The organism is Chryseobacterium endophyticum (genome assembly GCF_056333165.1).
Genome location: NZ_JBWGXE010000007.1, coordinates 158,163 through 176,707, shown reverse-complemented (window position 1 = coordinate 176,707; position 18,545 = coordinate 158,163). Strand labels below are relative to the sequence as shown.

Sequence of the window (18,545 nt, the reverse complement as noted above, 5' to 3'; positions counted from 1 at the left end):
ACATGAAAACATATATCATTCCCGTAATTATAGCCTTATCTGTTCTGTCTTGCTCCAAAAAAGAGGAGACCGTACAGCCACAGGCAAAAAAAGGTTTTGAGCTGAGCAACACTATGCTGCATTCGATCGCTCTCGCAAAAGTTGAAAAAAAATACATAGAAGATGATTATAATTTCTACGGAAAAATCTCGGCAGACAAGAACAGCTACATCGATGTTTATCCCCTGGTTGGCGGAAACGTATTGAGCGTAAATGTGGAACTGGGAGACCATGTAACAAAAGGGCAGGTGCTGGCGACCATCAGAAGTACGGAGCTGGCAGAGGTACAGAAGGATGTAAGTGATGCGAAAACAGACCTTGTCGTAGCCCAGAATAACCTTCGTGTCGCTAAGGAGATGTATGAAGGAAAACTGAATACCGAAAGAGATGTGCTGGAAGCAAAAAGCGAACTGCAGAAAGCCCAGGACCAGATGCAGCGGGCAAGTGCCGTAAGCACCGTTTATAATGTAAAAAAAGGAAATATTTACAGCGTCGTGGCACCGATCAGCGGATACATTGTTCAGAAGAACATCAACAAGGATATGCAGCTTAGAAGCGACCGCAGCGATAATATTTTTGATGTCGCCAATACCACCAATGTCTGGGCCATCATGAACGTTAATGAATCGGATATTGATAAGATCAGCCTGGGGATGAAAGCACAGGTTTCCACCCTGTCTTACCCGGATAAAGTGTTTGATGGGAAAATAGACAAAATCTTTAAAATCATCGACCCTGAAACCAACGCCATGCAGGCCAGGGTAGTCCTGGACAACCAAAACGGATTACTGATTCCCGAAAGTAAGGCTACCATTAAAGTAACCAGCTCAGAGAATACCACAGCACTGGCGGTACCGTCTAAAGCCGTGATCTTTGATGACAACAGAAGTTATGTGGTCGTATTTAAATCCAGAACGGATGTAAAGGTAAAAGAAATAAAGGTCCTGAAACAGGTGGGTGATATCACCTATATTTCAGAAGGCTTGTCGGAAGGTGAGCAGGTGATTACCAATAATCAGTTGCTGATTTACAGATCTTTAAATAATTGATTCTTTTTTAACCATTAAGGATCATTGAAAGTGATGATTAAGAAGTTAAGGGAAATATAAATTCGGTTGCGAATCGCTTATTAATTCTTATCGGCTTCTTCTTAATGTTCAGATTCAATTTGTTTAGTGAAATCGAAGATTCGACCACATCAAGCATGTTATGCTGAGCTGTTCGGAATGTTGGCTAACTTAAAATACATAGTCTGTCAAAGAAATCTTTGCATCCTTTGCATTTAAAATAAATTCAATGACTTTTCCAGGTCAAAAATAATCCATCATGAATAAATTCATTAAAAATATAATTGCTTTTTCATTAAAAAATAAAGCATTTACTTTTATCTGGGTCGCCGTACTGGCGGTTGCAGGATTCATCAGTTTCAAGAATATGCCGATTGAAGCTTTCCCGGATGTTACCAATACCCAGATTGTCATCATTACCCAATGGAACGGGCGGAGTGCCGAAGAAGTGGAACGTTTTGTGACCACACCGATCGAGCTGGCCATGAGTCCGGTACAGAAAAAAACAAGTGTAAGAAGTACCACGATGTTTGGTCTTTCAATCGTTAAAATTCTTTTTGATGACGGGGTAGACGATACCTTTGCCCGAAACCAGGTCAATAATCAGCTGAGAACGGTCAATCTCCCCGATGAGGTAGATCCTGAAGTGCAGCCGCCTTACGGGCCGACCGGGGAGATCTTCAGATATACTCTGCAGAGTAAAACCAAAGATTCCCGTGAGCTGCTTACGTTGCAGAACTGGGTCATCGACCGGGCTTTGAGAGGCGTTCCCGGTGTGGCGGACATCAACGTTTTCGGAGGTCAGGATAAGGTTTTTGAATTAAGCATTGATCCGAGAGCTTTGGATAAATATAACCTGACGCCGCTCCAGGTCTATGATGCTGTGACGAAAAGCAACCTGAATGTAGGAGGGGACGTGATCGAGAAAAACGGACAGGCCTATGTGGTGCGTGGGATCGGACTGGTAAAATCGGTTGCCGATATAGGAAATATTACCATACAGAACGACAGCGGAAACCCGGTTTTGGTTAAAAATGTAGCAGATGTTCATGAAGGCTCATTACCCAGAGTAGGGCAGGCCGGGCTCAATAACCAGGAAGATACGGTAGAAGGAATCGTCGTAATGAGGAAAGGGGAAAATCCGCGCGAGGTTTTGGTAGGTGTTAAAGCTAAAATTAAAGAGCTGAACGAAAAAATCCTTCCGAAAGATGTAAAAATGGTGACGTTCTACGACCGGGACAACCTGATGGATTTTACGACCCACACTGTAATGCACAACCTAATCGAAGGAATCGTTTTGGTAACGGTGATCGTCCTGATCTTCATGGCCGACTGGCGAACGACTTTGATTGTTTCCATTATTATTCCTCTATCCTTATTATTTGCATTTTTATGTTTAAAGCTCGCGGGGATGAGTGCCAATTTATTATCACTCGGAGCAGTCGACTTTGGAATTATCATCGACGGGGCCGTCGTCATGGTGGAAGGGCTCTTTGTGATGCTCGACCATAAAGCCCATAAGTACGGGGAAGAAAAATTCAACAAAATGGCCAAAGCGGGATGGATCAAGCAGACGGGGACAGGCCTTGGAAAAGCGATTTTCTTTTCAAAATTAATTATCATCACCTCGCTGATCCCGATATTCTCATTCCAGAAAGTGGAAGGGAAAATGTTTTCGCCGCTGGCATTCACTTTAGGTTTTGCCTTAATGGGTGCCCTGATCTTCACTCTTACCCTGGTGCCGGTTCTTTCTCATATCCTTTTAAATAAAAATGTAAAAGAAAAGAACAACCCATTTGTAAATTTCTGGGACCGAAGTGTTCTGAAAGGATTCAACTATACTTTTAAACATAAAAAAGTGAGCTTAATCGTAGCGGTTTCCTTCCTGGCCGTTACATTGTTCTCGGGGAAATTCTTAGGAACGGAATTTTTACCTCAGTTAAATGAAGGCTCCTTATGGATTACTGCAGAAATGCCGATGAGTTCATCGCTAAAAGAATCTTTGAAAACAGCTGATCTTTTAAAGAAAGACATTATGAGTTTCCCTGAAGTTACAGACGTTCTCGCGCAGACCGGAAGAAGCAATGACGGTACCGACCCGAACGGATTCGGATTCGTACAGTTCGCGGTTAATCTTAAACCGAAAGAAGAATGGAAACGAAAGATCACCTATGAAGAACTTATTGAAGAAATCGATAAAAAGCTCAGGAACTACCAGGGAATCACCTTTAATTATTCCCAACCGATATCCGATAACGTAGCTGAAGCCGTAGCCGGTTTCAAAGCTGAGAACGGGATAAAGATTTATGGCGATAATCTTCAGACCCTCGATAATCTGGCAGAAAAAGTTTTAGAACAGATTAAAGATATTAAAGGCGTAAAAGATGCCGGAATTATTAAAAATATCGGTCAGCCGGAGGTCAGTGTTGTGCTGGACCGGGATAAAATGGCCGCTTACGGGGTTATGCCTGATGATGCGCAGTCGGTGCTGGAAATGGCATTCGGGGGGAAAACAGCTTCTGAAATGTTCGACGGGGAAAGGAAATTCCCGATCCGCCTGAGATACTCACAGGAATACCGAAAAGATGAAAACGATATTGCGGCCTTGATGGTGCCGACACAGGACGGTGCGAAAATCCCGCTGAAAGAGATCAGCACAATTGAGAAAGATAATGGAGCCGCATTTATTTACCGGGATGATATTAAAAGATATATCGGGATCAAATTCTCTATTCGTGATCGTGACCTGGGAAGTACGATTGCCGATGCACAGAAGGCAGTTTCCAAAATCGAGCTTCCGGACGGATATTCAGTGGGCTGGACCGGCCAGTTTGAAAACCAGCAGCGGGCTTCAAAAAGACTGACCCAGGTGGTGCCGATCAGTATCCTGGGAATCTTCTTTCTGTTGTTTATTCTGTTCGGAAATATGAAAGACTCTTTGCTGGTACTGGCGAATGTCCCTTTCGCGCTGATCGGAGGAATTATCGCCCTGCACGTGACGGGAATCAACTTCGGAATATCGGCCGGGGTAGGAATGATCGCCCTGTTGGGAATCTGTATCCAGAACGGAGTCATCCTGATCACGGAATTTCATCAGAATGTCAAGAACGGTCTCAGTCTGGACAACGCTATTTTAAACGGTGTAAAATCAAGAACCCGTCCGGTGATTATGACCGCTTTGATGGCCTCAATCGGATTGATGCCGGCCGCATTGTCCACAGGAATCGGCTCGGAGTCGCAGAAACCTCTGGCTATCGTGATCATCGGAGGACTGATTACGGCTACCGTCCTTACTTTGCTGATTTTCCCGATCATCTTCTGGATTTTCAACAGGACAAAGAAATCACAGCAGATGTAACATTCTTTCATTCATATAATTAAAGAGTTGGGGGAGTTTTTCTTTCGCAACTCTTTATCTTGGTAAGGATTGAATCATCTGCTATTTTAAATTTTACACAGAGTATATTTTATCCGGTTGCCCGAAGGTTGTATCATATTCAGGATTAAAGAGATAGTTTATAATTTCATGAAAAGCTTCAGTAGGATTTTTTCAATCAAGAAATTTGTGTAAATTTGCAGTCTCAATACATTGAACTATAAGGTCTGCAATTCATTGGATTTGAATATTGAAATTTTTTTAGTAAAAAGATTTTGGTATTTAAAAAAATCATTATATTTGCACACCGAAAATTTGAAAATTAAATAAAATAAATAATTTACATCATGGCAAAGGAAACGTTTAATCGTAACAAACCACACTTGAACATTGGTACTATTGGTCACGTTGACCATGGTAAAACTACTCTTACAGCTGCTATTTCTGCTGTATTAGCTAGCAAAGGTCTTGCTGAGAAAAAAGACTTCTCTGCAATTGACTCTGCTCCAGAAGAAAAAGAAAGAGGTATTACTATCAATACTGCTCACATCGAATACGAAACTGAAAAAAGACACTATGCTCACGTTGACTGTCCAGGTCACGCGGATTACGTAAAGAACATGGTAACTGGTGCTGCTCAGATGGACGGAGCGATCGTGGTATGTGCTGCGACTGACGGACCAATGCCTCAAACAAGAGAACACATCCTACTTTGCCGTCAGGTAAACGTACCTAGAATCGTTGTTTTCATGAATAAAGTTGACATGGTGGATGATGCTGAGTTATTAGAGCTTGTTGAAATGGAGCTTAGAGACTTATTATCTACTTATGAATTCGACGGAGATAACTCTCCAGTAATCCAAGGTTCTGCTCTTGGGGCTCTTACTGCTGCTACAGAAGGTAATTCTGATGACAAGTGGTTTAAGTCTGTAGAACAATTGATGGATGCTGTAGACGAGTGGATCGAAGAGCCTGTAAGAGATACAGATAAGCCATTCTTGATGCCAATCGAAGACGTATTCTCTATTACAGGTAGAGGTACTGTAGCAACTGGTAGAATCGAGGCTGGTATCATCAACACTGGTGATCCTGTAGATATCGTAGGTATGGGTGATGAAAAATTAACTTCTACAATTACAGGGGTTGAGATGTTCAGAAAAATCCTAGACAGAGGTGAAGCTGGTGATAACGTAGGTCTATTGTTGAGAGGTATTGAAAAAACCGACATCAAGAGAGGTATGGTAATCGCTAAGAAAGACTCTGTGAAGCCACACAAAAAATTCAAAGCATCTGTTTATATCCTTTCTAAAGAAGAAGGTGGACGTCACACTCCATTCCACAACAAATACCGTCCTCAGTTCTACGTAAGAACTACTGACGTTACAGGGGAAATCTTCTTACCAGAAGGTGTAGAAATGGTAATGCCTGGTGATAACTTAGAGATCACTGTAGAATTGTTACAACCAATCGCTCTTAACGAGGGTCTTAGATTCGCGATCAGAGAAGGAGGTAGAACAGTTGGTTCAGGTCAGGTAACTGAAATCTTAGACTAATCATCTATTAAAATAATAAAAAGCTTCCGTAAGGGACTTCTTTACGGAGCTTTTTAAACTACGGGCATCGTCCAATGGTAGGATACCGGTCTCCAAAACCGTTGATCAGGGTTCGAATCCTTGTGCCCGTGCAAATAACAATTATGAGTTCATTAATCGATTTTTTAAAAGGTTCTTATAACGAATTCAGACATAAAGTTGAATGGCCAAAATGGTCTGACCTTCAGTCTTCTACAATTGTAGTGACTGTTGCGACAGTGATCCTGGCATTATTTACCTTTGGTGTTGATGAATTGTTTTCTAAAGCAATCAGCAACATCATCGGCATGCTTATCAACTTGTTCAATTAATAATAAAAGTATTTTCCCATAATGAGCGAATTGAAATGGTATGTGCTGAAAGCAATCAGCGGACAGGAAAATAAAGTGAAAAACTATATTGAGACAGAAATCAAACGTTTAGGGTTTGAGCAGTATGTTACTCAAGTGGTTATTCCTATGGAAAAGGTTATTCAGATCAGAAACGGAAAAAAAGTTCCTAAAGAAAGACCTTACTATCCTGGATACCTAATGATCGAAGCTGATTTGATGGGGGAGATTCCGCACGTTATTAAAAACATTCCCGGCGTTATTTCTTTCTTAAGCTTAACGAAAGGAGGAGATCCTGTTCCAATGAGAAAATCTGAAGTGAACAGAATGCTGGGAAGAATGGATGAGCTTTCAGAATTTGCAAGCGATGTTGAAATTCCTTACGTAGTGGGTGAAAACGTTAAAGTAATTGACGGACCATTCAACGGATTCAACGGAACCGTAGAAAAAATTCTTGAAGACAAAAAGAAAATTGAAGTTTCTGTTTTGATCTTCGGTAGGAAGACGCCAATGGAACTTAGCTATATGCAGGTAGAAAAAGTATAATTTATACTTAAAAATATTTTAAAATCCACTTATCAAATATGGTAAGTGGATTTTTATTTTAAATATTTACGAAAAATAAATAATATCAATTTGCTAATTAAAAAATATTTCATAATTTTGCAGTCCGAAAAGTAGGTTCATCTAATGTGAGAATGGATAACCTGCTGAATAATAATGCTTCCAAACTCATTAATTATTCAAATTTAAAAAACAAACAATGGCTAAAAAAGTCTTTAAAATGGTAAAGCTTCAGGTGAAAGGTGGCGCAGCTAACCCTTCTCCACCAGTAGGTCCGGCATTGGGTTCTGCAGGTGTGAACATCATGGAGTTTTGTAAGCAATTTAACGGAAGAACTCAAGATAAGCCGGGACAAGTTTTACCTGTAGTAATTACAGTATACGAAGACAAATCTTTTGAATTCGTAATTAAAACTCCTCCTGCAGCGATCCAGTTAATGGATGCGGCTAAAATCAAAGGGGGTTCCGGAGAACCAAACAGAAACAAAGTGGGTTCTGTATCTTGGGATCAGGTGAAGAAAATCGCTGAAGATAAAATGACCGACCTTAACTGCTTTACAATGGATTCTGCAGTTTCTATGGTTGCAGGTACTGCTAGATCTATGGGATTAAGAGTAACAGGAACTAAACCAACTTTTAACGCTTAATACGTAAAGAAATGGCAAAATTGACTAAAAAGCAAAAGGAAGCTTTAAGCAAAGTAGAAAAAGGAAGAATCTATAACCTTGACGAAGGTTCAGCTCTTGTAAAAGAAGTGAACACTGCAAAGTTTGATGCTTCTGTAGATATCGCTGTAAGATTGGGTGTAGATCCAAGAAAAGCAAACCAAATGGTAAGAGGTGTTGTATCTCTTCCTCACGGAACCGGTAAAGATGTTAAAGTTTTGGCTTTGGTAACTCCGGATAAAGAGGCTGAAGCTAGAGAAGCTGGTGCGGATTATGTAGGTCTTGATGAATATTTACAAAAAATCAAAGAAGGTTGGACAGATGTTGACGTAATCGTTACCATGCCGGCTGTAATGGGTAAATTAGGACCATTAGGTAGAGTATTAGGACCAAGAGGTTTGATGCCGAACCCTAAGTCAGGAACTGTAACCATGGAAATTGGTAAAGCAGTAACTGAAGTAAAAGCTGGTAAGATCGACTTTAAAGTAGATAAGTACGGTATTATCCACGCTGGTATTGGTAAAGTGTCTTTCGATGCTGCCAAAATCAAGGAAAATGCTCAGGAATTGATCTCTACTTTGATTAAAATGAAGCCAACTGCTGCTAAAGGTACTTATGTGAAGTCTATTTATCTGTCTTCAACTATGAGTCCTGGTATTGCAATCGATACTAAAGCTATTAACTAATACTAAATCCTAAGACAATGACAAAAGACCAAAAAGTTGTAGCGATACAAGAGATCAAAGATTTGCTTCAGGATGCTAAAGTAGTATATGTAGCTGATCTGGACGGTTTGAATGCTGCTAAATCTTCTGATTTCAGAAGACAGGCTTTCAAGCAAAATATCAAAGTGAAAGTGGTAAAAAATACACTTTTACAAAAAGCAATGGAGCAGATTGACGGAGTTGATTTCTCTGAAATGTTCGAAACTTTCAAAGGTAACTCTGCATTAATGATTGCTGAAACAGCTAACGCTCCTGCAAAATTAATCAAAGATTTCAGAAAGAAAGAAGAAAAGCCTGCATTGAAATCAGCTTTCGTACAGGAAACTTTCTATGTTGGTGACAATAACCTTGATGCTTTAGTGAGCATTAAGTCTAGAGAAGAAATGATCGGTGAAATCATCGGATTGCTTCAGTCTCCAATTCAAAGAGTTGTTTCTGCTCTTCAAAACAGATCTGAAACTGAGGAAGCTTCCACTGAAGAAGCTGCTCCTGCAGTAGAAGAAACTGCTGCTGAAGCTCCAGAAGCTCCGGCTGCAGAAGGCACTGACGAAACGCCAGCTGCTGAATAATACACTCAAAAAATTAAATAAATAATCAACAAAAACATTACAACAATGTCAGATTTAAAAAATTTAGCTGAAACGCTAGTAAACTTAACAGTAAAAGACGTAAACGAATTAGCTGCTATCCTTAAGGATGAGTACGGAATTGAGCCAGCTGCTGCTGCAGTAGTAGTTGCAGGTGGAGGTGCTGCTGAAGCTGCTGAAGAAAAAACAGAATTCGACGTAATTCTTAAGTCTGCAGGTGCTTCTAAATTAGCAATCGTTAAATTGGTAAAAGATTTAACTGGTGCTGGTCTTAAAGAAGCTAAAGATATCGTAGATGGTGCTCCTGCTCCAATCAAAACTGGTATCTCTAAAGACGAAGCTGAAGCTCTTAAGAAGCAATTAGAAGAAGCTGGTGCTGAAGTAGAAGTGAAATAATTTTCATTATCCTATATAGAGCCCGAGTTTTACGACTCGGGCTTTTTTTATTGCCTATTTGTAAATGTAAATAAGTTTTTGTATATTTGCATTCTCTTTTGGCGCGAAAAATTGTTTGTAAATATATAATATACTGTGAATCAACTCTTTCATTATATGAAGGGGCTTTGTTGTATATAGGTATTACGGCTATTCTGCCTCAAAAGAAAAAAAATATTTTGCATTACGCTGTGAAAAGATATACCAGTGTTGCAGTTAGAGAGAATCAAATATAAAGTTAAAAGGATCTAAGGTCTTTCGTGAGCGCCAAAACACTTTTACCACCTTCTTTTACTTTGTTTTTATTCTTTTCTGATATTTTTTAATGAATCAAAATATTTTTTTAACCCTTTCTTAAAAGTTTTATGAGTAAAACAACAGCAACAACTAAGGGAACGCCGAGAATTAATTTCTCATCAGCAAAAGGAAAAATCATCACGCCTGACTTCCTGGATATCCAGATCGAGTCTTTCAGAGAGTTTTTCCAGCTTGATACGCTTCCTGAAGACAGAACGAATGAAGGTCTTTACAAGACTTTTCAGGAAAATTTCCCAATTACGGATTCCAGAAACCAGTTTGTTTTAGAATTCCTTGATTATCTGGTAGATTCTCCGCGTTATTCAATCGATGAGTGTGTGGAAAGAGGACTGACTTATTCAGTTCCTCTTAAAGCAAGGCTTAAATTGTATTGTACAGACCCTGAACACGAAGATTTCCAAACGGTGGTTCAGGATGTATACTTGGGGCCGGTTCCTTACATGACCCCTAGTGGATCTTTCATCATCAACGGTGCTGAGAGAGTTATCGTTACCCAGCTACACCGTTCACCTGGTGTATTCTTCGGGCAGACGTACCACGCCAACGGAACCAAACTCTACTATTCAAGAATCATTCCTTTTAAAGGATCCTGGATGGAATTTACTACCGATATCAACAGCGTAATGTACGCGTATATCGACCGTAAGAAAAAATTACCGTTAACCACTTTATTAAGAGCCATCGGTTACGAATCCGATAAGGATATCCTTCAGATCTTCGACCTTGCGGAAGAAGTGAAAGTTTCTAAGGCTGCCCTTAAAAAAGTTGAGGGAAGAACATTGGCTGCGAGAGTTTTGAACACCTGGTTCGAAGACTTCGTAGATGAAGATACTGGTGAAGTAGTTTCTATCGAAAGAAACGAAATCATCCTCGATAGAGAAACCATTCTTGAAAAAGAACATTTGGATCTTATTCTTGATGCTGGTGTGAAATCTATTTTGATTCACAAAGAAAACAGCAACGAATTCTCTATCATCCAGAATACATTACAGAAAGACCCTACCAACTCTGAAAAAGAAGCGGTAGAATATATCTATCGTCAGTTAAGAAACGCAGATCCGCCAGATGAGGAAACGGCAAGAGGAATTATTGAAAAACTATTCTTCTCCGAGCAAAGATACTCGTTAGGAGAGGTAGGACGTTACAGACTAAACAAGAAGTTAGGGTTAAATATCCCAACGACAACCGAGGTTCTTACCAAAGAAGACATCATTGCGATTGTAAGACACTTAATTGAGTTGGTCAACTCAAAAACAGATGTTGATGATATCGACCACTTATCCAACAGAAGAATTAAAACCGTTGGTGAGCAGTTGGCAGGACAGTTCGGTGTAGGTCTTTCAAGAATTGCTAGAACGATCAAGGAAAGAATGAACGTTAGAGATAACGAAATCTTTACACCGCTTGATTTGGTTAATGCTAAAACGTTAACGTCTGTTATCAACTCGTTCTTCGGTACCAACCAGCTTTCTCAGTTCATGGACCAGACCAACCCACTTTCGGAAATCACGCACAAGCGTAGACTTTCCGCACTGGGGCCTGGTGGTTTATCAAGAGAAAGAGCAGGTTTCGAGGTTCGTGACGTTCACCATACCCACTACGGAAGAATCTGTCCGATCGAAACTCCGGAAGGACCGAACATCGGTTTGATCTCTTCATTAGGGATCTATGCTAAAATCAACAGACTTGGTTTCATCGAAACGCCATATAGAAAAGTAGAAAACAGCAAGATTGATCTTAGCGCTGATCCTATCTATTTAAATGCTGAGGACGAAGAAGATAAAGTAATTGCTCAGGCCAACGTTGAATTGAGTGATAATGGAGACTTCTTAACAGACAGGATTATTGCAAGACTGGATGGTGACTATCCTGTAGTTGAACCTTCTCAGGTTAATCTGATCGATGTAGCACCAAACCAGATCTCCGGTATTTCCGCTTCATTGATTCCGTTCCTGGAGCATGATGATGCGAACCGTGCCTTGATGGGATCCAACATGATGCGTCAGGCCGTTCCTCTATTGAAGCCGCAGGCTCCGATCGTAGGTACAGGGCTTGAGCAACAAGTGGCAAGAGATTCAAGGATTTTGATCAATGCTGAAGGTACCGGTACTGTAGAGTATGTAGATGCTGACAGAATCGTGATTAAATACGAAAGAAGCGAAGACGAGGATTTGGTACAATTCGAGTCTGCTACGAAAACATATAACTTAACTAAGTTCAGAAAAACCAACCAGAGTACAACCATTACCCTGAGACCAAACGTAAGAGTTGGAGATGTGGTAGAAAAAGGGCAGGTACTTTGCGACGGGTATGCTACTGAAAAAGGAGAATTGGCCCTTGGTAGAAACTTAGTGGTTGCGTTCATGCCTTGGAAAGGATACAACTTCGAGGATGCGATCGTAATCAATGAAAAAGTTGTGCGTGAAGACTGGTTTACTTCCATCCACGTAGATGAATATTCTCTTGAGGTTCGTGATACCAAATTAGGTATGGAAGAACTGACGGCAGATATTCCGAATGTTTCTGAAGAAGCAACCAAAGATCTTGATGAGAACGGGATGATCAGAATCGGTGCTGAAGTGAAGCCTGGTGATATCATGATCGGTAAGATCACTCCGAAAGGGGAATCCGACCCGACTCCGGAAGAAAAACTTTTGAGAGCGATCTTCGGTGATAAGGCCGGTGACGTGAAAGATGCTTCATTGAAAGCGGACTCTTCATTAAGAGGGGTAGTGATCAACAAGAAATTGTTCTCCAGAAACATCAAAGACAAAAAGAAAAGAACAGAAGAAAAACTGAAGCTTGAAGAAATTGAAAACACTTACAAAGCTAAGTTTGACGAACTGAGAAATACTTTAATTGAGAAATTAAATACACTGGTAAGCGGTAAGACTTCTCAGGGGGTTAAAAATGACCTTGATGAAGAAATTATCGGTAAAGGGGTGAAGTTCACTCACAAATTATTAACATCAGTTGAAGATTACGTAAACGTAAGCGGCGCAGATTGGACAGTTGATAACGATAAAAATGAATTGATCAAACAATTAATTCACAACTATAAAATCAAGTACAACGATATCCAGGGGGTTAAAAACCGTGAGAAATTCGCTATTTCCATCGGGGACGAATTACCTGCAGGGATCATGAAGCTGGCTAAAGTTTACATCGCTAAGAAACGTAAACTGAACGTTGGGGATAAAATGGCAGGACGTCACGGTAACAAAGGGATCGTTTCGAGAATCGTTCGTGAAGAAGATATGCCGTTCCTGGAAGACGGAACACCGGTAGACATTGTATTGAACCCTCTTGGGGTACCTTCCCGTATGAACATCGGTCAGATCTACGAAACCGTTCTTGGATGGGCAGGTCAGAAATTAGGATTGAAGTTTGCCACGCCGATCTTCGACGGAGCAAGCCTTGACCAGATTACTGAATACACTGAAAAGGCAGGTCTTCCTAAATTTGGTCACACGCATCTTTATGACGGTGGTACCGGAGAAAGATTTACGCAGGCAGCTACCGTAGGAATAATCTACATGCTGAAACTGGGACACATGGTTGATGACAAGATGCACGCCCGTTCTATCGGACCTTACTCATTGATTACGCAACAGCCGTTAGGAGGTAAAGCGCAGTTCGGAGGACAGAGATTCGGAGAGATGGAGGTTTGGGCTCTTGAAGCATTCGGAGCATCCAACATCCTGAGAGAAATCCTGACTGTGAAGTCTGATGACGTGATTGGTAGAGCGAAAACTTACGAAGCCATTGCAAAAGGTGAATCGATGCCTGAACCGGGTATCCCTGAATCTTTCAACGTATTGCTTCACGAGTTACAGGGTCTTGGATTAGACGTAAGATTGGAAGAGTAAATTAAAAGATTTAATTATTAAAATTAAAGCATTAATTAACTCAGAGATAATAAGTGCGAAAGTAATTTTTAAATCTTTCAATCTTTAATCTTTTAATCAAAATAAAAATTATGTCAAATAAAAATAAATCAAGTAGATTTAATAAAATAACCATCGGTTTAGCTTCTCCGGAATCGATCCTTCAGGAATCGAGAGGGGAGGTTCTTAAACCGGAAACCATTAATTACAGAACCCACAAGCCTGAAAGAGACGGTTTGTTCTGTGAAAAAATCTTCGGTCCTGTAAAGGATTACGAATGTGCTTGTGGTAAATACAAGAGAATCCGTTACAAAGGGATCGTTTGTGACCGTTGTGGAGTAGAGGTTACGGAGAAAAAAGTACGTAGAGAGAGAATCGGACACATCAACCTGGTTGTTCCAATTGCTCACATCTGGTATTTCCGTTCTTTGCCGAACAAAATCGGTTACCTTTTGGGAATTCCTTCCAAGAAATTGGATATGATCATCTACTACGAAAGATATGTGGTGATCCAGCAGGGTATTGCTAAAAAATTAGACGGTTCCGATTTCGAAAATATGGAGTTCTTGACGGAAGAAGAGTACCTGGATATCATGGAAACTCTTCCAATTGAGAACCAGTATCTTGATGATTCCGATCCGAACAAATTCATCGCCAAAATGGGTGCTGAAGCGGTTGAGGAATTGTTAAAGAGAATCGATCTTGATGCCTTGTCTTTCGACCTGAGACACAAAGCACACAACGAAGGTTCAAAACAGAGAAGAACCGAAGCGCTTAAAAGATTGAACGTTGTAGAAGCATTGAGAGGTGCCAATACAAGAATGATCAATAAGCCTGAGTGGATGATCATGCGTGTGCTTCCAGTTATCCCGCCGGAACTGAGACCATTGGTTCCGTTGGATGGTGGACGTTTCGCAACTTCCGATTTGAATGACCTTTACAGAAGGGTGATCATCAGAAACAACCGTCTGAAAAGACTATTGGAGATCAAAGCTCCGGAAGTAATCCTGAGAAACGAGAAGCGTATGCTTCAGGAATCTGTAGATTCATTGTTCGATAACACAAGAAAATCTTCTGCGGTAAAGTCTGAATCCAACAGACCGTTGAAATCCCTTTCCGATTCATTGAAAGGTAAGCAGGGTCGTTTCCGTCAGAACCTATTAGGGAAAAGGGTAGATTACTCGGCGCGTTCGGTAATTGTTGTAGGTCCGAACTTACAGCTTCACGAGTGCGGTATCCCTAAAGATATGGCAGCGGAACTTTACAAACCGTTCATCATCAGAAAACTGATCGAAAGAGGAATTGTAAAAACCGTAAAATCAGCTAAAAGAATCATCGACAGGAAAGAACCTGTAGTATACGATATACTTGAAAACGTGATGAAAGGCCACCCGGTTCTTCTGAACAGGGCACCTACGCTTCACAGACTGGGGATCCAGGCATTTCAGCCTAAAATGATCGAAGGAAAAGCAATCCAGCTTCACCCGTTGGTAACAACGGCCTTCAACGCGGATTTCGATGGTGACCAAATGGCGGTACACTTACCGTTAGGCCCTGAGGCGATCCTTGAAGCGCAGTTATTGATGTTGGGCTCTCAGAACATCCTGAACCCGGCGAACGGTTCTCCGATCACCGTACCTTCTCAGGACATGGTTCTTGGTCTTTATTTCATGACCAAAGAATTAAGCTCTACGGAAGATATGAAAGTGAAAGGGGAAGGCCTGGCATTCTATTCTCCTGAAGAAGCGGAAATCGCTTACGCAGAAGGAAGAGTATCTTTAAATGCTAAAGTACGATGCAGGCTTCCGGTTAAAGAAGACGGTGAAATCGTTACCAGACTGATCGAAACTTCTGTAGGTAGAATCTTATTCAATCAGATTGTACCGAAGCAGGTAGGATATATTAATGAGCTTTTAACAAAGAAATCATTGAGAAACGTTATCGGTAAGATCCTTGCAGATACGGATTTCCCTACAACGGTGAAGTTCCTGGATGCCATGAAAGACTTAGGATATTCAAACGCATTCAAAGGAGGTCTTTCTTTCTCATTGGGAGACATCGTGGTTCCTGTTGAGAAAAAGCAGATGATTGCACAATCTATTGAAACAGTAGACGAAATTAGAGCCAACTATAACATGGGTCTTATCACCGATACTGAACGTTATAACCAGGTAATCGACGTTTGGACGAACACCAACGCAGGATTAACGGAAATGATCATGAGCAGAATGAAAACCGATCAAGGTGGGTTCAACTCTGTATACATGATGCTTGATTCCGGGGCGAGGGGTTCCAAAGAACAGATCCGTCAGTTATCCGGGATGAGAGGTTTGATGGCCAAGCCGCAGAAAGCCGGTTCTACCGGAGCGGAGATCATCGAAAACCCGATCCTTGCTAACTTTAAGGAAGGTCTTTCCATCCTTGAATACTTTATCTCTACCCACGGTGCCCGTAAAGGTCTTGCGGATACCGCTCTTAAGACGGCCGATGCCGGTTACTTAACGAGAAGATTGGTAGACGTTGCACAGGACGTTATCGTTACAGAAGTAGACTGTGGAACCTTAAGAGGTACGGAAGTTACCGCGCTTAAGAAAAATGACGAGATCGTTGAAAGAATCTCCGAAAGAATCTTGGGTAGGGTATCATTACATAATATTTACGATCCGGAAAGCGATGAATTAATCATCAATGCAGACGAAGTAATTAACGAAGAATTAGCAAAAAGAATTGAAGAAGCAGGACTGGAAGCGGTTGAAGTACGTTCACCGTTGACTTGTGAAGCTAAAAAAGGAATTTGTGCTAAATGTTACGGTAGAAACCTGGCAACAGGTAAAACCATCCACATGGGTGAAGCAGTAGGGGTAATTGCAGCACAGTCCATCGGGGAACCGGGTACTCAGCTTACGTTGAGAACCTTCCACCAGGGGGGTACTGCAGGAAACGTTTCCGAAAATCCATCCATCGTGGCCAGAAGAGACGGTATCGTGGAAATGGATGAGGTAAGAACCATTACTTCTGAAGACGAAAACGGTAATACTGCTGAAGTGGTTGTTTCCCGTTCAACGGAATTCAGATTGGTTGCTGATAATGAATCAAGAACTCCGCTAATGGTGGCCAACGTGCCTTATGGTTCGATATTATCTGTAAAACCAGGTGATAAAGTGAAAAAAGGAGACGTAATCTGTAGATGGGATCCATATAACGCGGTTATCATTGCAGAAACTGCCGGTAAGGTAGAATACGAAGATATCATCCAGGGGGTTTCATTCCAGTTGGAGATTGACGAACAGACAGGATTTGAAGAGAAAGTAATCTCTGAATCCAGAAATAAGAAAGCCGTACCTACTTTGAAGGTGGTAGATTCTAAAGGGGTTGAGCAGAAAGCATACAACTTACCGGTAGGAGCCCACTTAATGGTAAACGATGGTGAGAAAATTAAGGCGGGTAAAGTCTTGATCAAGATTCCTAGAAAATCTGCAAAAGCAGGGGATATCACCGGAGGTCTTCCAAGAGTTACCGAATTGTTCGAAGCGAGAAACCCATCTAACCCGGCGGTGGTTACAGAAATCGACGGGGTAGTTTCTTATGGAAAAATCAAGAGAGGTAACCGTGAATTGATCGTTGAGGCTAAAACTGGAGAAAGAAAAATTTATTTAGTTAAATTATCCAACCAGATCCTCGTACAGGAGAATGACTTCGTGAGAGCTGGTTCGCCGCTTTCTGACGGATCCATCACTCCGGACGATATCTTAAGAATCAAAGGCCCAACGGCAGTTCAGGAATATTTAGTAAATGAAATCCAGGAAGTTTACCGTTTACAAGGGGTAAAAATTGATGATAAGCACTTCGAAATCATTGTAAGACAGATGATGACGAAAGTATCTATCGTTGATGGAGGTGATACTCAATTCCTTGAAGGTGCTCTTGAGCATAAGTACGATTTCTTAGAAGAAAACAACAGAGTATTCGGACTGAAAGTAGTAGTAGAAGCCGGAGATTCTAAAGTATTCAAGCCAGGTCAGATGATCACGGCAAGAGAACTGAGAGACGAAAACTCTAAGCTTAAGCGTGAAGATCAGGCTTTAGTGGAAGTAAGAGAAGCCCTTCCGGCAACAGCTACACCAGTATTGCAGGGGATTACAAGAGCAGCTCTTCAGACGAAGTCCTTCATGTCGGCCGCATCGTTCCAGGAAACCACGAAAGTTCTTAACGAAGCAGCGGTTGCCGGTAAGGTAGATGATCTGAACGGTCTTAAAGAAAATGTAATTGTAGGACACAGAATCCCTGCAGGTACAGGTCTTAAAGAATACCAGAATGTAATCGTAGGTTCTAAGAAAGAATTCGAAGATCTTAACTAAAATTAATATAAATTTGTTCAACGTTCAAAGTTTAAGGGTCATGATTTTATCAACTTTTCCTTAACTTTGAGCATTGAACTTTAAACTTTAAACAAGAAAATGGACAACAATCAAAATCCACAAGACGGAAACATCAACATCGAATTAAACGAAATGGTAGCAGCAGGTATCTATGCTAACTTAGCTTTGGTAAACCACTCTCCATCTGAATTCGTAGTAGATTTCATCCAATTAATGCCAGGAGTACAACAGGCTAAAGTAAGATCAAGAGTTATTCTTGCTCCGCTTCACGCTAAAAGAGTACTTTCTGCTCTTCAACAAAATATTGCTAACTATGAGCAGCAATTCGGAGAAATCAAAGAAGTTGAGCCTTTTGTATTAGGAGGTAACAACGTAAACGCTTAAGATTACTCCACATCATCATATACGGCCCCAGTTCATGGGGCTTTTTTTATTGATATACTTTGTAAATGCTATATTATAATGGTGAAATATAGATAAATGTACTTTTCAGTGTCGATTTGTTATTTATATATAAATTTCGTTAATAGATTAAAAAAATAAGTGACCGACTTAACAATTTTATATCTTTGCTCCAAGATAT

General features: G+C 40.8%; 12 protein-coding genes and 1 tRNA gene. All 13 read left to right on the top strand.

Features of this window, described 5'->3' with window-relative positions; genetic code table 11:
• Positions 1 to 2: 2 nt before the first annotated feature.
• The 13 genes from AC0N32_RS15895 (at position 3) to AC0N32_RS15835 (ending at position 18,346) form a co-directional block, all read left to right on the top strand.
• Positions 3 to 1,088, top strand: a complete 1,086-nt coding sequence (locus tag AC0N32_RS15895; protein ID WP_476394831.1) for an efflux RND transporter periplasmic adaptor subunit — start codon at positions 3 to 5, stop codon at positions 1,086 to 1,088.
• Between the two features lie 277 nt (positions 1,089 to 1,365).
• A complete protein-coding gene (locus AC0N32_RS15890) occupies positions 1,366 to 4,464 on the top strand; it encodes an efflux RND transporter permease subunit (protein WP_476394830.1) in 3,099 nt (1,032 codons plus the stop codon).
• A gap of 365 nt (positions 4,465 to 4,829) precedes the next feature.
• The gene (gene tuf / locus AC0N32_RS15885) at positions 4,830 to 6,035 is read left to right on the top strand and encodes an elongation factor Tu (RefSeq protein ID WP_476394829.1); all 1,206 of its coding nucleotides are present in this window, start codon (positions 4,830 to 4,832) and stop codon (positions 6,033 to 6,035) included.
• A 60-nt stretch (positions 6,036 to 6,095) separates the two neighbouring features.
• Positions 6,096 to 6,166 (top strand) — tRNA-Trp (locus AC0N32_RS15880).
• Positions 6,167 to 6,178: 12 nt separating this feature from the next.
• A complete protein-coding gene (gene secE / locus AC0N32_RS15875) occupies positions 6,179 to 6,385 on the top strand; it encodes a preprotein translocase subunit SecE (RefSeq protein ID WP_476394828.1) in 207 nt (68 codons plus the stop codon).
• A gap of 21 nt (positions 6,386 to 6,406) precedes the next feature.
• A complete protein-coding gene (gene nusG / locus AC0N32_RS15870; protein ID WP_002976412.1) occupies positions 6,407 to 6,949 on the top strand; it encodes a transcription termination/antitermination protein NusG in 543 nt (180 codons plus the stop codon).
• Between the two features lie 217 nt (positions 6,950 to 7,166).
• The gene (gene rplK / locus AC0N32_RS15865) at positions 7,167 to 7,613 is read left to right on the top strand and encodes a 50S ribosomal protein L11 (protein ID WP_034702033.1); all 447 of its coding nucleotides are present in this window, start codon (positions 7,167 to 7,169) and stop codon (positions 7,611 to 7,613) included.
• A gap of 11 nt (positions 7,614 to 7,624) precedes the next feature.
• Positions 7,625 to 8,317, top strand: coding sequence for a 50S ribosomal protein L1 (rplA, locus tag AC0N32_RS15860; protein ID WP_476394827.1), 693 nt, complete (start codon positions 7,625 to 7,627; stop codon positions 8,315 to 8,317).
• 17 nt (positions 8,318 to 8,334) lie between these two features.
• A complete protein-coding gene (gene rplJ / locus AC0N32_RS15855; protein ID WP_476394826.1) occupies positions 8,335 to 8,925 on the top strand; it encodes a 50S ribosomal protein L10 in 591 nt (196 codons plus the stop codon).
• 45 nt (positions 8,926 to 8,970) lie between these two features.
• Positions 8,971 to 9,339: a 50S ribosomal protein L7/L12 gene (gene rplL / locus AC0N32_RS15850; RefSeq protein ID WP_248388426.1), complete on the top strand. Its 369-nt coding sequence runs from the start codon at positions 8,971 to 8,973 to the stop codon at positions 9,337 to 9,339.
• Between the two features lie 404 nt (positions 9,340 to 9,743).
• Positions 9,744 to 13,565, top strand: a complete 3,822-nt coding sequence (rpoB, locus tag AC0N32_RS15845) for a DNA-directed RNA polymerase subunit beta (RefSeq protein WP_476394825.1) — start codon at positions 9,744 to 9,746, stop codon at positions 13,563 to 13,565.
• Positions 13,566 to 13,675: 110 nt separating this feature from the next.
• Positions 13,676 to 17,941, top strand: coding sequence for a DNA-directed RNA polymerase subunit beta' (gene rpoC, locus AC0N32_RS15840; RefSeq protein ID WP_476394824.1), 4,266 nt, complete (start codon positions 13,676 to 13,678; stop codon positions 17,939 to 17,941).
• Positions 17,942 to 18,040: 99 nt separating this feature from the next.
• Complete coding sequence (locus AC0N32_RS15835) at positions 18,041 to 18,346, top strand: DUF3467 domain-containing protein (protein ID WP_029295596.1); 306 nt, start codon at positions 18,041 to 18,043, stop codon at positions 18,344 to 18,346.
• Positions 18,347 to 18,545 lie beyond the last annotated feature (199 nt).

Bases quoted from the DNA above. Each gene is read 5' to 3' on its own strand.
- nusG (WP_002976412.1), top strand. From the start codon at position 6,407: ATGAGCGAATTGAAATGGTATGTGCTGAAAGCAATCAGCGGACAGGAA.
- rplJ (WP_476394826.1), top strand. From the start codon at position 8,335: ATGACAAAAGACCAAAAAGTTGTAGCGATACAAGAGATCAAAGATTTG.
- rplA (WP_476394827.1), top strand. From the start codon at position 7,625: ATGGCAAAATTGACTAAAAAGCAAAAGGAAGCTTTAAGCAAAGTAGAA.
- AC0N32_RS15835 (WP_029295596.1), top strand. From the start codon at position 18,041: ATGGACAACAATCAAAATCCACAAGACGGAAACATCAACATCGAATTA.
- secE (WP_476394828.1), top strand. From the start codon at position 6,179: ATGAGTTCATTAATCGATTTTTTAAAAGGTTCTTATAACGAATTCAGA.
- rpoC (WP_476394824.1), top strand. From the start codon at position 13,676: ATGTCAAATAAAAATAAATCAAGTAGATTTAATAAAATAACCATCGGT.
- rplL (WP_248388426.1), top strand. From the start codon at position 8,971: ATGTCAGATTTAAAAAATTTAGCTGAAACGCTAGTAAACTTAACAGTA.
- tuf (WP_476394829.1), top strand. From the start codon at position 4,830: ATGGCAAAGGAAACGTTTAATCGTAACAAACCACACTTGAACATTGGT.
- rplK (WP_034702033.1), top strand. From the start codon at position 7,167: ATGGCTAAAAAAGTCTTTAAAATGGTAAAGCTTCAGGTGAAAGGTGGC.
- rpoB (WP_476394825.1), top strand. From the start codon at position 9,744: ATGAGTAAAACAACAGCAACAACTAAGGGAACGCCGAGAATTAATTTC.
- AC0N32_RS15890 (WP_476394830.1), top strand. From the start codon at position 1,366: ATGAATAAATTCATTAAAAATATAATTGCTTTTTCATTAAAAAATAAA.
- AC0N32_RS15895 (WP_476394831.1), top strand. From the start codon at position 3: ATGAAAACATATATCATTCCCGTAATTATAGCCTTATCTGTTCTGTCT.